Annotated in this window: 13 protein-coding genes; 1 reads left to right on the top strand and 12 read right to left on the bottom strand. The window is 63.5% G+C overall.

Annotation, left to right across the window (positions count from 1 at the left end):
* Positions 1–158: 158 nt before the first annotated feature.
* The 8 genes from LC343_RS02525 to ligM all read right to left on the bottom strand — a co-directional run bounded on the left by LC343_RS02525 (position 159) and on the right by ligM (position 9,745).
* Positions 159–383 (bottom strand): formate dehydrogenase subunit delta, encoded by a 225-nt coding sequence (locus LC343_RS02525; protein WP_223475516.1) that lies wholly within the window; start codon positions 381–383, stop codon positions 159–161.
* Positions 373–1,194 (bottom strand): formate dehydrogenase accessory sulfurtransferase FdhD, encoded by an 822-nt coding sequence (gene fdhD, locus LC343_RS02530; RefSeq protein ID WP_223475517.1) that lies wholly within the window; start codon positions 1,192–1,194, stop codon positions 373–375. Before fdhD ends, LC343_RS02525 begins: the two co-directional genes overlap by 11 nt.
* A 3-nt stretch (positions 1,195–1,197) precedes the next feature.
* On the bottom strand, positions 1,198–4,074 hold the full coding sequence (fdhF, locus tag LC343_RS02535; RefSeq protein WP_223475518.1) for a formate dehydrogenase subunit alpha: 2,877 nt from the start codon (positions 4,072–4,074) through the stop codon (positions 1,198–1,200).
* A 4-nt stretch (positions 4,075–4,078) separates the two neighbouring features.
* Entirely contained in the window at positions 4,079–5,635 is a 1,557-nt protein-coding gene (locus tag LC343_RS02540) for a formate dehydrogenase beta subunit (protein WP_223475519.1), read from the bottom strand.
* Positions 5,632–6,111 (bottom strand): formate dehydrogenase subunit gamma, encoded by a 480-nt coding sequence (locus tag LC343_RS02545; RefSeq protein ID WP_223475520.1) that lies wholly within the window; start codon positions 6,109–6,111, stop codon positions 5,632–5,634. Before LC343_RS02545 ends, LC343_RS02540 begins: the two co-directional genes overlap by 4 nt.
* 95 nt (positions 6,112–6,206) lie before the next feature.
* A complete protein-coding gene (locus tag LC343_RS02550) occupies positions 6,207–7,103 on the bottom strand; it encodes a LysR family transcriptional regulator (RefSeq protein ID WP_223475521.1) in 897 nt (298 codons plus the stop codon).
* A 114-nt stretch (positions 7,104–7,217) separates the two neighbouring features.
* Entirely contained in the window at positions 7,218–8,114 is an 897-nt protein-coding gene (locus tag LC343_RS02555) for a methylenetetrahydrofolate reductase (RefSeq protein ID WP_223475522.1), read from the bottom strand.
* 221 nt (positions 8,115–8,335) lie between these two features.
* Positions 8,336–9,745, bottom strand: coding sequence for a vanillate/3-O-methylgallate O-demethylase (gene ligM, locus LC343_RS02560; RefSeq protein ID WP_223475523.1), 1,410 nt, complete (start codon positions 9,743–9,745; stop codon positions 8,336–8,338).
* 225 nt (positions 9,746–9,970) lie between these two features.
* Here ligM and LC343_RS02565 point away from each other — a divergent pair, with 225 nt between their 5' ends.
* Entirely contained in the window at positions 9,971–10,891 is a 921-nt protein-coding gene (locus LC343_RS02565; protein WP_223475524.1) for a DMT family transporter, read from the top strand.
* Between the two features lie 4 nt (positions 10,892–10,895).
* Here LC343_RS02565 and LC343_RS02570 read toward each other — a convergent pair whose 3' ends face one another.
* The 4 genes from LC343_RS02570 to LC343_RS02585 form a co-directional block, all read right to left on the bottom strand.
* Positions 10,896–11,645, bottom strand: coding sequence for a GntR family transcriptional regulator (locus LC343_RS02570; RefSeq protein WP_223475525.1), 750 nt, complete (start codon positions 11,643–11,645; stop codon positions 10,896–10,898).
* A 63-nt stretch (positions 11,646–11,708) separates the two neighbouring features.
* Positions 11,709–12,404 (bottom strand): alpha/beta fold hydrolase, encoded by a 696-nt coding sequence (locus LC343_RS02575; RefSeq protein WP_223475526.1) that lies wholly within the window; start codon positions 12,402–12,404, stop codon positions 11,709–11,711.
* Between the two features lie 90 nt (positions 12,405–12,494).
* Entirely contained in the window at positions 12,495–13,355 is an 861-nt protein-coding gene (locus LC343_RS02580) for a sugar phosphate isomerase/epimerase family protein (RefSeq protein ID WP_223475527.1), read from the bottom strand.
* A gap of 9 nt (positions 13,356–13,364) precedes the next feature.
* Positions 13,365–14,513, bottom strand: a complete 1,149-nt coding sequence (locus LC343_RS02585) for a dihydrodipicolinate synthase family protein (protein WP_223475528.1) — start codon at positions 14,511–14,513, stop codon at positions 13,365–13,367.
* Between the last annotated feature and the right edge of the window lie 10 nt (positions 14,514–14,523).

The following is a 14,523-nucleotide window of genomic DNA, read 5'->3' on the forward strand; positions in this document are numbered from 1 at the left end:
GGATCGATGGTGCGGTACTGGGCACAGTTCACACCGTTATCGGAAATACTTCAAGCCTCGACGGAAACAATTGCCTCCGCCGGGTGACTCACGGCGGATGCTATCGCGGGGATGGAAAGCACGTATTGATATGCGTCAATCCGACGCATCAGCCTTGGTCAGGCGCTTTGCGTGACCGGCCGGATCTTGTCCCTGGCCTCGATCACCAGCGCGTCGAGTCCCTCGCCGCCCTGGGCATAAAGGTCGAACAATTGCGCGCGCATGCGCGGTTCCCAAAAGTTGTTGATATGGTCTGCGACGCCCGCCACGCCTTCGTCATGCGGCTTCGACCGGAAGAAGGTGGCGATCTGGTTGGCCATGCGGACGAGCTTGTCAGGCGACATCGGCGATTTCTCCGTTGGTGATACGCGACGGATGCGTGAAGATCTCGTGGTCCTCGCCGCGCACAATGGCGACGAGCGTGACATTCGATTGCTCGGCCGTACGCACAGCGAGCGCCGTCGGCGCGGATATCGCGAGCACGATCGGTGACCCGATCGCGACGGTTTTCTGGATCATCTCCACAGAGACGCGGCTGGTCAGAAGCACCGCGCCCTGCCCGCCATCGATACCGTTGCGCGCCAGAGCGCCGGCCAGCTTGTCCAACGCATTGTGCCGCCCGACATCCTCGCGTGCGACCGCAAGACCGGTCCGCGGGCTCCAGAAACCGGCCGCATGGACCGCGCCGGTCTCGGCGTTCATGGCCTGGACCTTCGTCAATGCCGCCATCGCGCCGGCAATATCGGCTGCGGCGAGCGTGAAGTCGCTCGTGACGACGCCGCGCGGCTTTACCGCTTCCTCGATGCTTTCGACCCCGCACAGCCCGCATCCGACGGGACCCGCCATTGCGCGTCGGCGTTTCGCCAGGCGTTCACCGATTTCCTCGGTCACGCGGATCTGCAGGTCTATGCCGTCATCGGATTCAACGGCCTCGATCGTCTCGATATCGGCGGGCGTCGCGACGATCTCCTCGTTGAGAGAAAAGCCGACAGCGAAATCTTCAAGGTCCGATGGGGTCGCCATCATCACGGCTTGCGTCACGCCATTGTAACTGAGTGCCACCGGCGTTTCCTCCGCCAGCATGCGCGGGCCGGACCCGGCGCGCCCCGCGCGCCGGAATTGCCGTTCGAAGGATCGCAGGGAACGAATCGGCATCGCCTACTCGGCCGGCTCCGCATGGACGATGCGCCGCGCCTGCTTTGCCTGCTCCTCGTATTCGACCTGCCACTCCGTTGGCCCATTGGAAGGCGTCACCTGCACAGCAGTCACCTTGTATTCCGGGCAATTGGTCGCCCAATCCGAATAGTCGGTTGTGATGACGTTGGCCTGCGTGCCCGGATGGTGGAACGTCGTGTAGACGACACCCGGCGCGACGCGATCGGTGATCAGCGCGCGAAGCGAGGTCTCCCCCGCCCGGCTGGCGAGCCGCACATAGTCGCCGTCGCGGATGCCGCGCTGTTCGGCGTCATGCGGGTGGATTTCGAGCCGGTCCTCGTCATGCCAGACGCTGTTCGGCGTGCGCCGCGTCTGCGCGCCGACATTGTATTGCGACAGGATGCGGCCCGTGGTCAGCAACAACGGGAAACGCGGGCCGGTGCGTTCGTCCGTCGCCACATATTCGGTGACGATGAACTTGCCCTTGCCGCGCACGAAGCCGTCGACATGCATGACCGGCGAGCCTTCGGGGTTGGCGTCGTTGCAGGGCCACTGCACCGAGCCCTTTTCCTCCAGCAAGTCGTAGGTGACGTTGGCGAAGCTCGGCGTCGTCGCCGCGATCTCTTCCATCACCTGGCTCGGATGGGTGTAGGTCCAGTTCGCGCCCATCGCGTTTGCGAGAAGCTGCGTGACCTCCCAGTCGGCATAGCCGTTCTTCGGGCTCATCACCTTGCGGACGCGGTTGATGCGCCGCTCCGCATTGGTGAACGTGCCGTCCTTCTCCAGGAAGGTCGATCCCGGCAGGAAGACATGCGCGTAGTTGGCGGTCTCGTTGAGGAAGAGGTCGTGAACGATCACGCATTCCATCGCTGCGAGGCCGGCGGCGACATGGTGTGTGTCCGGATCGGACTGGAGAATGTCCTCGCCCTGGATGTAGATGCCCTTGAACGTGCCATCGACGGCCGCGTCGAGCATGTTCGGAATGCGCAGGCCCGGCTCCGGGTCGATCTCCACGCCCCACAGGCTCTCGAAGATTTCGCGGACTTCCGGCAGCTTCACATGGCGATAGCCTGGCAGTTCGTGCGGGAAGGAACCCATGTCGCAGGAGCCCTGCACGTTGTTCTGGCCGCGCAACGGGTTCACGCCGACGCCCGGCCGGCCGATATTGCCGGTGAGCATGGCGAGATTGGCGATCGCCATCACCGTGGTCGAGCCCTGGCTGTGCTCGGTCACGCCCAGGCCGTAATAGATCGCGCCATTGCCGCCGGTTGCGAACAGCCGCGCTGCGGCGCGCAGTTCCCCGGCCGGAACGCCGGTATAGGCTTCGGTCGCTTCCGGCGAGTGCTTCTCGTCGGAGACGAATTCGGCATAGTCCTGGAACTCGTCCCAGTCGCAGCGCTCGCGGATAAACGCCTCGTCCATCAGCCCTTCGGTGACGATCACATGCGACAGAGCGGTCATGACAGCGACATTCGTGCCGGGCTTAAGCGGCAGGTGATGCGATGCCGCGACATGCGGCGTGCGCACGAGGTCGATACGGCGCGGGTCGATGACGATCAGCTTCGCGCCCTCGCGCAGGCGCTTCTTCAGACGGCTGCCGAAGACCGGATGGCCGTCCGTCGGGTTCGCGCCGACGACGATGACGACATCGGTATGCTCGACCGAGTCGAAGTCCTGCGTGCCGGCCGAGGTTCCGAAAGCCTGGCCGAGGCCGTAGCCGGTCGGCGAATGGCAGACGCGGGCGCAGGTGTCGGTGTTGTTGTTGCCGAAGACCGCACGCGTCAGCTTCTGGACGAGAAAGGTCTCCTCGTTCGTGCAGCGCGACGAGGTGATCACGCCGATGGAATTCTTTCCGTAGTCTTTTTGCAGGCTTTTCAGCTTGTTGGCCGTAAAGCTCAATGCTTCTTCCCAGGACACCTCGCGCCACGGCTCGTCGATGGTCTCGCGGATCATCGGGTTGAGGATGCGGTCCTTGTGATTGGCGTAGCCCCAGGCGAAACGGCCCTTGACGCAGCTGTGGCCACGGTTCGCCTTTCCGTCCTTGTAGGGCACCATGCGCACCAGTTCCTCGCCGCGCATTTCCGCCTTGAACGAGCAGCCGACGCCGCAATATGCGCAGGTCGTGACGACCGAATGCTCCGGCTGGCCGATCTCGATGACGGACTTCTCGGTCAGCGTCGCGGTCGGGCAGGCCTGCACACAAGCGCCGCAGGAGACGCATTCCGACGACAGGAAATCCTCATGCATCCCCGGCGACACACGGCTGTCGAAGCCCCTGCCCTCGATGGTCAGAGCAAAGGTGCCCTGCACTTCCTCGCAGGCGCGCACGCAGCGCGAGCAGACGATGCATTTCGACGGATCATAGGTGAAATACGGGTTCGACTCGTCCTTCGGCATCCAGCGCATGTTGGGCTGGTCGCCATTGCGGGTCTGAACGTGATTATCGCCCTCATAGCCGTAGCGCACGTCGCGCAGGCCGACCGCGCCGGCCATGTCCTGCAATTCACAGTCGCCATTGGCGGCACAGGTCAGGCAGTCGAGCGGGTGATCTGAGATATAGAGCTCCATCACGCCGCGCCGCAGGCCCTTCAACTGCTCGGTCTGGGTATGGACGACCATGCCGTCGGCAACCGGCGTCGTGCAGGACGAAGGCGTGCCGCGCCGTCCCTCGATCTCGACAAGACACATGCGGCACGAGCCGAACGCATCGACCATGTCGGTGGCGCAGAGTTTCGGGATCTGGATACCCGCCTCCATCGAGGCGCGCATGACGGAGGTGCCTTCGGGCACCGTCACCTCGAAACCGTCGACCGTCAGCGTGACGGTTTTTTCGGTTCGGGAAGCGGGTGTGCCGAAATCGGTCTCTTGGATCAGGCGCATGGTCTCACTCCGCGGCTTGCAGGAAAGGGTTCTTGCGGAAATCGTCCGGGAAATGCGTCAGCGCGCTCATCACCGGATAGGGCGTGAAGCCGCCGAGCGCGCAGAGCGACCCGAACTTCATCGTGTTGCAGAGGTCCTCGACCAGCGCGATGTTCTTCTCCGGCTCGATGCCCTGCATGATCTTTTCGACGGTCTCCGCCCCGCGCACCGCGCCGATGCGGCATGGCGTGCACTTGCCGCAGCTCTCGATGGCGCAGAACTCGAAGGCGAAACGCGCCTGTTTCATCATGTCGGCGGTGTCGTCGAAGACGGTGATGCCGGCATGGCCGATTAGCCCGTCCTTTCCCGCGAACGCCTCGTAGTCGAACGGCGTGTCGAACATCTCGCGCGGAAAATAAGCGCCGAGCGGTCCGCCCACCTGCACCGCCTTGACCGGACGACCGGTCGCCGTGCCGCCGCCGATCACGTCGACGATTTCGCCAAGCGTCAGGCCGAAGGCCGTTTCGTAGAGCCCGCCATGCTTCACATTGCCGGCGATCTGGATCGGGATCGTGCCGCGCGACCGACCCATGCCGAAATCGCGATAATATTCCGCGCCCTTGTCGAGAATGACCGGCACAGAAGCGAGCGAAATGACATTGTTGACGACTGTCGGTCGCGCCATGAACCCTTCATGGGCGGGCAGCGGTGGCTTGGCGCGCACCACGCCGCGCTTGCCTTCCAGCGAATTGAGAAGCGAGGTCTCCTCGCCGCAGACATAAGCGCCCGCACCGACCCGCACCTCGATATCGAACGCCTTGCCGGAACCGAGTACCGACACACCGAGCACGCCCTTTTCGCGGGCGATCCCGATCGCGGAATTCATGATGCGGATCGCATCCGGATATTCCGAGCGCAGATAGATGTAGCCCTTGGTCGCCGCCGTCGCGAGGCCGGCAATCGCCATGCCCTCGATCAACACGAAAGGATCGCCCTCCATGATCATCCGGTCGGCGAAGGTCCCGCTGTCGCCCTCGTCGGCATTGCAGACGATGTATTTCTGAGGACCGGCTGCATCGAGCACGGTCTTCCACTTGATGCCGGTCGGGAACCCTGCCCCGCCACGTCCGCGCAGGCCGGAGTCGGTGACCGTCTGCACGATGTCGGAGGCGGTCATGGCGACGGCCTTGTGCAGGCCCGTCAGCCCGCCATGCGCTTCATAGTCTTCCAGCGAAAGCGGATCGACGATGCCGCACCGCGCGAAGGTCAGGCGCGTCTGGTTTTTCAGGAACGGAATCTCGCCCGGATCGCCGAGCGAAAGGGCATGATCGTCGCCGGAAAGGAAATCCGCGTCGAACAGCGATGCGACGTCACCCGCCGCGACCGGTCCGTAGGCCATGCGTCCCGCGTCGGTCGCGACCTCGACCATCGGCTCAAGCCAATAAAGCCCGCGCGACCCGTTGCGCACGATGGCGATTTCGGCGCCGCGTTTGGTGGCTTCATCCGCAAGGGCTTGTGCGACGTCGTCCGCGCCGAGCGCCAATGCGCCGGAATCGCCGGGTATGTAGACCGTGACCGTCATGATCTCACCTCGGAGGAGATAGCGTCGATGCGCGCTTCGTCGACCCGGCCGACAACCTTGCCGTCAACCATCGCCGCCGGCGCGCAGGCGCACAGACCGAGGCAGTAGACGGCTTCGAGCGTCACCGAGCCGTCCGGCGCGGTCTGTCCGAAATCCACCTTGAAGCGGCCCTTCGCGTGTTCCGCGATGCGGTCACCGCCCATCGATTGGCAGGCTTCCGCCCGGCAGATTTTCACCGTGTGGCGGCCGGCAGGCTGCTCCCGGAAATCGTGATAGAAGCTCATCACGCCATGCACCTCGGCACGGCTAAGATTGAGCTTCTTCGCGATGACCGGCAATGCGTCCTGCGGGACGCACCCGAACTCCTCCTGCACCGCATGCAGGATCGGAAGCAAAGGTCCTTCGAGATCAACAAGTTCGTCGACGATCGCCGCAACGCGATCGCCGCTGAAGTCGGGCGACAGGTTCGATACCATGTCGTTCCTCCGATAGTGGCCGCTGGACGCCAGAATGGCAGAAATCCCCATTCGGGATCAATAATGGATTTCCGTCGCTTGATAGGAGTTTTCTATTAAGCGTCCTTCAATCGACCGGCGACCGTCGAGGCGCATTTCAGCAGCGCTTCGATGACCGGCGTGCGCGGCTCGCGCTCGTCTGCGACCGCGCCAATCATCTGGATCGCATCGGGCTCGGACAGCGGTATCGCCCGGATCGTTCCCGCCTCGTTGAAGATCGCCGCCACTTTGGCCGGCAGGATCGAGGACCACACGCCACCGAGCACATGCGAGACAAGCGCGATCATGGAATCGGACTCGAGCACAGGCTTCGCCTCGACGCCGACTTCCTCGAAATAATGATTGATGATGCGGCGATTCTGCATGTCGGGCGTCAGCAGGCAGAGCGGCGTTTGGCTGACCTCGCTCCACGTCACCGTCGGCCGATCCGCGAAGAGTTCGGGAACGGCGGTCACGAACATGTAGCGTTCTTCGTAAAGGGGGACGACCGAAACGCGACCCAGTGGCTCGTTGGCGAGATAGGTGATGCCGACATCGACTTCGAGATTGTCGATCAGTTCGAGGATTTCGGCCGAAGTTCGCGACAACACCATGAAGGTGACGCTGGGATGCAGCGCATGAAACGCCGCCGTCAGCTCGCGCACCATCGGCAAAGCCGTCGGGATCGCCGCGATGCGAACGCGCCCGAGCAGCCCGTGCCGCGCGGCGCGGATTTCCATGCGCATGGCGCGCGCGTCGCCGACGATCCGCCGGGCCCAGTCACGCACACGCTCGCCTTCCGGCGTCAGCCCCTGGTAGCGCGATCCGCGCTGCACGAGCTTGACGCCAAGCTGGTCCTCCAGCTGCTTGATGGAAGCCGACAGCGTCGGCTGACTGACATTGCAGGCTTGGGCCGCCTTGCCGAAATGCTGCTCGCGCGCGAGCGCCAGGAAGAATTCAAGCTTGTCGATCATGGCGCGGGACCGCCTTTCGGTTCACGCCGACCTATCGCAAATCGAAAAGCCCGCCGCAACGACGGTTGTCAGGCGTAGAGCCCGCGAAGTGCCGTCGTCGCGCCGCCTGCCCGATCAGCCGGCGTTCCCGGCGATCCATGTCGCATTGGCGTTGATGCCGCCGAGCGGGAAGAAATGCGCCTTGGCGATCAGGCTGTCGGGATGGTCAGCGGCATAGGCGGCAAGATCGGACACGACCTCTGTCGGCTCGTAGGGAAGCAACAGCTTCGAGACATCCATCGCCCGTTTCTGCAACACCTTGAGCGACGGTCCGACGCCGCAGGCGACCGCATATTTCAGCAGGGTCTGCAGCTTTGCGGGTCCGGCGATCCCGACATGGATCGGCAGGGTGATGCCCTCGTCGCGAAGCCGCTCTGCCCATGCAATGACCGGACGGGCGTCAAAAGCGAACTGCGTGACGATCGCCATCTCGGCATCGGTCTTTTCGGACCATGCCTGCTTCCAGCGCAAAGCCGCATCGACCTCACGGGTCGAGCCGTCCGGATCGATATCCCGGTTGCCTTCCGGATGTCCCGCGACATGCAAACGCTTGAAACCATGCGTGTCGAACAGACCGGTCTCGATCAGCCCGATGGAACTGTCGAACGCGCCATAGGGCTTTTCCACGCCGCCGGCGAGCAGCAGCGCCTGCTCGACGCCAGCCTCGCCGCGATAGCGTGCGATCCAGTCCTCAAGCGTCGCCCGATCCTGGATGATGCGTGCGGGAAAATGCGGCATGACGGCAAAGCCGTCGCCTGCAAGCCTCTTCGCCGTATCGACCATATCCTCGATCGGCGTGCCCTCGATATGCGCGATGTAGACCCGCGTGCCAGCCGGCAGCAGCGCCTTGAAATCGGAAACCTTGGCGGCCGTGCGCGGCATCACCTCGATGGAAAAGCCGTCGAGAAAATTCCCAAGCGGATAAGCCGACGCCGCCTTCTCTGACTTTCCACGATTCAGGATGTTGAGCATGGCCGTGTCTCCTCCACACAAATCAGCGAATGTGTACACACAGAGCTTCGCGCCATGCAGAAGCTCTTATAAAGAGCCATATAGCGCAGTTTTTCTCATAATGCGAGAATTTTTGTATACATAGCCTTGGCAATAGCCCGCGACCGACGAAAAAAGGCGGCGCCGAAGCGCCGCCTTTCCCGTCCCGGCCTGAAGCCGGGCAAATTTCTGTTCCGAGGCCGTCAGGACTGCTTGGTGCGCCAGCTGTCCGCATAGTTTTCGCGGGCTTCGGCAGCATAAGGCGTCGGCGACACGCGAACACGGATCTCGGTCTGCTGGTGTTCTTCGGTCGAGGTCTTGCCGGTCGTTTCCGGTTCGCCCCATTTCATGGTCAGGACATCGCCAACTTCGACGGACTGATCCACCACGCCCAGCGACAGCAGGCAGCGCTCGTTGAACGAGTAACCGTTGAACATCGACATGCCGACCATTTTGTCGCCCTGCATGACCATGTCGGCCGAGGAGGAGGCGTAGTTGGGCTGCGGGAAGTCGATCCACTTGTAGGGCGTACCCTGCTCGAAGGCCGACGCGATGACCTTCAGCACGTCCTCCTTGTTCCACTCGAAGGTGACCTTCTTGCGGTTGGAGGCAGAGCCTTTCATCTTCACCAGGGCGTCCTTGCCGATGAAGTCGTCTTTCTTCCAGCCGATGTAGAAGTCGTAGCCCAGTTCGAACGGGTTGACGTAGTAGTCTTCGATGTTGTCCGAAACGAACGAACCACCGATAGCGCCCGCTGCCTCGTACATGTCAGCGCCCAGCCATTCGCGATAGTCGGCCACCATGCCGTCGCCGGTATAGATGCCCGGCAGCGGAGACGGAATCCAGCCGGACTCCAGCGTGTTGGTCGAATAGGCGCGGCTGCCGCACTGAACGAGATTCACACCGGCATCCTTCGCCGCCTGCATAATCGTCGAGTGAATGTAGTCCTTGTCCTTGTAGGGACCCCAGACTTCGAGACCCGGCGCGCCGGACATGCCGTGGCGCAGCGCCTGAACGCGCTTGGAGCCGATATTGATCCAGTCGACGTGGAAGAACTTGATCTCCGGGATCGGTCCGCCGTTCATCTTCTCGAAGATCTTCGGCGCGTCCGGACCCTGGATCTGGAAGCGATAATGCTCGCGCAGCACGCGCTCACCCTCGGGGCGCGACGGCGAACGCGGATCGTACCGCAGACGAACGTTCCACTTGCCCCAGGAGGCAGAGAACATCAGCCAGTTCGACGTCGGCGCGCGGCCGACAAGGATGTATTTGTCTTCACGCTCGCGGAAAATGATGTGATCGCCGATCACATGCCCTGCCGGCGTCACGGGCACATAGTGCTTGGCGCGGTTCAGGTTGAAGTTCGAGAACGAGTTGATGCCGTGATAGGCAAGAAACTCGGTCGCCTGCGGTCCTTCGACGATTAACTCGTCCATGTGGTGCGACTGGTCGAAGAGAACCGCGGAATCGCGCCATGCGCGCTGTTCGTCGCGCCAGTTTGAAAACTCCGGCGCAACGACCGGGTATACATACATACCGATTTTGGAGTCGCGCAGCATCTGAACCGGATTGCCGGATTCCTTCATTGCTGCGGCCAGTGACGAATTCGACATTTGCATTCCTCCCGTCTGTGAAGCTGTCGTGTATACATTCTGTGCCGGATACGACGCGTCGTTGCAAGCAAATTCCGCTTGCCTGCGCCGATTCGTCTCTCCTTCAGGGGTCGGGAAACCGAAACGGCGAAATGTCATCGTGACAATGATTGCGTTGCCGCCACATGGCCTCGCGCCTAGAAGCGGGACAACCATCGACACCAATCAGCGGTCAGCGATAATCCCATGTCCCGATCGCCAAGCAAGGGCATCGCCTTCGCCTTCATATGCCTAGCGATCCTCGCGGTGATGCCGATCCTGGCGGATTCCCGCCCAGCTGGTGCCGACGGGCTGACATTCTCGATCTGGCTGACCTTCTGGCAGCTGCTCGCGGGCTTGCCTCTGTTCATCGCAGAGACCCGCAGCGGAAAGGCCGTTCCGACCGGGCGGTTGAGCGGACGGACAACGGCCGTCGCCCTTCTGACCGGCGCGATCTTCGGCTTGTCGACCTACATGTATGTGGTCGCCGCGAGACAGGCCGGGCCGGTCAGCATGGTCATCGCCCTGCAATCCTACCCTCTCTTCGCCATCCTCATCGAGGCGATCTTCCTGGGAAAACGAAAGACACGCACCGAATTGGGCTTCACGGCGCTGCTGCTCGCCGCCCTCTTCTACCTGACGACCGAAGGCACGTTCCGCATCACCGACATTTCCTGGTGGTCGGCCTATGCGCTCTGCATTCCGCTGCTCTGGAGCATCGCGCATATCCTGTTGCGGCAGATACTCGCCGAGACGGATATCACGCCGAACCAGGTGACCGTATCGCGGCTGGTCATCTCCGGCGTGTTCATGCTGGCCGTCTACGCGCTTGTGGGCGCGCCGGGCACACTGGTCGCGTCCATGACCGATTTCGCGTTCCAGCGCGCCGCGCTGCTGCTTGGCGTCGCCTATTACCTCGAACTGGTCCTTTGGTTCCACGCCATGCGCCACATCGACGTTTCTGTGGCGAGTTCCGTCACGGTGCCGACGCCAGCCGTCACGATGTTGATAACAGTGCTGGTGCTCGGCGGAACCGTGGAAACCTACCAGGTTCTGGCGATGATCGTGATCGGGGTCGCGCTCTACGGCCTGCTGCTTGCCGGCAAGCGGGCGCGGACCGCACCCTAACCCCTCAGGCGACGACGAGGGCAAGCCCCGGCACACGCTCGATCAGGCTGCGGTCTTCCAGCAGGACATATTCGATATTGCGCCGCGCGATCCGCGCATGCTCGCGCGCGAGCGCTTCGGCGCGCGCGCCTTCGCGTGCCGCGATCGCCTGGACAATGGCGCGATGCTGTTCCTGCGCGATGTTGAGCGAACGGCGGAAGGCGGCGATGTCGGTCTTGTCGGGCAGGAAGGCGGAGGGCGAAGCAAACGGCAGGCGCGCCGCACGCTCGACTTCCTTCTCGACGATCTTGCTGCCCGAAAGCGCCGCCAGCTCCGCATGGAAACGGGCGTTCAGCTCGGAATAGGCCTCGAACTCGACCTCACCCGGATTGGCGCCGAAAACGCCGTCCAGCTCCTTCACGACCGCCTGGATCGAGGCCATCGCCTCGGGCTTGACCCCACGCTCCGCCGCCAGCCGCGCCGCCGTACCCTCAAGCACGCCGCGTATCTCGATGGCGTCGATAACGTCGGCGAAGGAGAACTGCCGCACCACGAAACCGCCGCTGCGGGCGCGCTCGAGCAGGCCTTCTTCGGCAAGCCGCGACATCGCATCGCGCAGCGGAGTCCGCGAGATTTCCAACTCCTCGGCCAAGGGCACTTCGTACAGGCGCGTCCCACCCGGCAGCTCGCCGCCGAGGATCTTCTTGCGCAACTCGATGACCGTACGCGTCGCATGCGTCTTGCTGGCTGCCTGCTTCATGATCTTGCGGCCCATGTATACATTTTCGTTATTAAGCACGTATTTCGGTGCCGATGGCAACCACGGGTTTCCCAACGGTCAGCGGAACCGCGCGATCCACGTCGAGATGGCCGCGACGACCTCATCCGGCCGCTCCACCGGCGCAAAATGCCCCGCATCCTCGATGATGGCGATTTCGCTGTCGGGCACGGCCGCGGCGATTTCCTCATGCTGCGCAATCGGGCTCCAGCCATCCTGCGACGCGGCGATCAGAAGAACGGGGCAGCGGATTTCACCCAGATAGGCGCTGGCGTTGGGCCGGCCCAAAAGGGCGCGCATCTGGCGTTCATGCATGTCCGCATCCGCCCGCAGGACCATCGCCCGCAATGCCCCCATCACCGTTTCGTCCGAAACGCGGGCGGGATCGACCATCGGCGGAAGCCATGTGTCGGCCAGTTTCTCCATGCTCTCATGGCCGAGATCGATCATCGCCTGGCGCTTGGCGTCCTCGCCCTCGCGCCGGGGGTGATGTCCTGTATTGGCGAGGACGAGACCGGCGATCCGCTCCGGCGCCTGATGCGCCATTTCCATGGCGATACGCCCTCCCATGGAGTGGCCGACGGCGATAAGCGGGCCGTCCGTCGCACCAAGCAGATCGCGCGCCATGCCGTCGATTGACGTTCCCTGCCGCAGATCGGCTTTATGGATGGCGAAATCGGCCGACAGGGCGTCCGCAACCGGCTGCCAGACGATATCGTCGGACAGCAGTCCGGGGATCAGTACAACGGTGGTCATGGATGGTCTTCCTGGATCGGTTCGCTCAATCGGCCCGACCCAATACACGGACGCGCCCGGAGAGGAAACCGTTACGCCGTCCGTTCCGTCTCAACACACGGTGCGGAAACGCTCCACGCACATATCCAGCACGTCGCCGGGATCGCGCAGCCACCAGTTGTTCGCGGAGAAGATCTCGACCTCGCAAAGCCCGTCATAACCGGCCGCCTCGACCGCACCCCGCAGCGCCTTCAGGTCGGCGACGCCATCGCCCATCATGCCCCGGTCGAGCAGCACGTCACGCGTTTCCGCCAGCCAGTCGCAGAGATGATAGCCGAAGATCCGGCTCTTGCCCGCGCGCAGCAATTCGTCGGGCAGCGAGGTGTCCCACCACACATGGTAGACATCGATGGCGACGCCGACGGCAGGATGCGCGATCGCGTCGCACAGATCGACGGCATCGCGCAGCGTGACGAGACAGGACCTGTCGCCGCCATAGACCGGATGAAGCGGCTCCAGCGCCAGCCGAACATTGCGTTCGGCCGCATAGGACGCGGCCTCGGCGACATGGTCGGCGACCAGCTTCAGGCTTTCCGCCATGCCGCGCGTGCCCGGCTCCACACCCCCGGTGACGATCGTCAGTACCGGAGCGCCCAGCCCCGCCGCCATGTCTATGGACGCGCGGAAATCGTCCATGATCGCCGCCCGTGTCGGCAACGCCAAGGGGCCGGTCAGAAAGGGCGTCCGGCAAAGCCCGACAACCTGCATGCCGGAGGCGCGCACGCGCTCACCGATCTCCACCGCCCGGTCGCCGATCTCTCGGCGCCAGAACACGATACCGCCGAAGCCGCGTTCCGCGCAGGCGTCGATCACCTTCTCGACCGGCCAGCCGGCGCCCTGCCCGTCCACATTGTGCCCGAGCGTCGCCGTGTTCAGCGCCAGCATGGAATGATCGTTGGAGAAATCCCGCATCGGACCGGGTCAGGCGCCGTAGACGGCGAGCAGCTTGCGCATGCGATCCGCCGCGCGTTCCGCGTCCGCCAGCAGTCCGCACTGGTCGGCCAGCCGGAACACCTCCACGAAATAGGGCAATGGCCGCATCGCCTGCGCTCCGTTCAGCATCACGAAATGGTCCTGGAAGCCATTGAGCCAGGCCAGGAAAACCACGCCGGTCTTGTAGTATTGCGTGGGCGCGCGGAAAATCAGGCGCGCGAGCGGGACGGTCGGATCGAGCGTTTCGCGGAACGCGGCGGCGTCGCCAGCGGACAATCTGGAAATCGCGTGGGCGGCAGCCGGCGCGAGCGGGTCGAAAATCCCGAGCAGCGCATGCGAGAAGCCCTCCGCGTCGCCTTCGATCAACTCCGGATAGTTGAAATCGTCGCCCGTATACATCTTGACGCCGGCCGGCAGTCTCCGGCGCATCAGGATTTCCTTGTCCTTGTCGAGCAGGGAAATCTTGATGCCGTCCACCTTGTCGATATTCTCGGAAATGATGGAAAGGCAGGTCTCGAGCGCGCTCTCGAAACGGTCGGTGCCCCAATAGCCTTTCAGCGCGGGGTCGAACATGTCGCCGAGCCAATGCAGGATGACCGGCTCGTCGCACCGCGCCAGCGCGTCGCGATAGACGGAAATGTAGTCCTCCGGCGATGTCGCGACTTTCGCCAGCGCCCGGCTGGCCATCAGGATCAGGCGGCCGCCGACGGCCTGGATCGCCTCGATCTGCTCGAAATAGGCGCGCCGCACATCGTCGAGATCGCGTGCATCGGATGCCGCCAGTTGATCGGTGCCGCAGCCGTTGAAGACGAGCGCGTCGGGCAGTTCGGCCTTGGTGCGGCGGATCAGGTCCAGCGCACCGGGCCAGTCGAGCCCCATGCCGCGCTGGGCGGTATCCATGGCTTCCGCGATACCGAGACCGAGCGAGTCGAGATGACGACGGAAGGCCATCGTCGCCTCCCAGTCCACGGTCGCAGGCCCCGACGGATCGTTGGCCGTGAACGGGTCCGCGACGACATGCGCGGCCGAAAAGACAGTGCGTGCGGCGTCCGGCCCGAGTGTCGCGGTCGGAACGGACTTGCCGCTCATCGCATATTCGACGGTGGCGCCGGTTTCGTCCGGCAGCATGATTTTCATGACGTCCTCC

The sequence above is a fragment of the Oricola indica genome (assembly GCF_019966595.1).
Classification (GTDB): domain Bacteria; phylum Pseudomonadota; class Alphaproteobacteria; order Rhizobiales; family Rhizobiaceae; genus Oricola; species Oricola indica.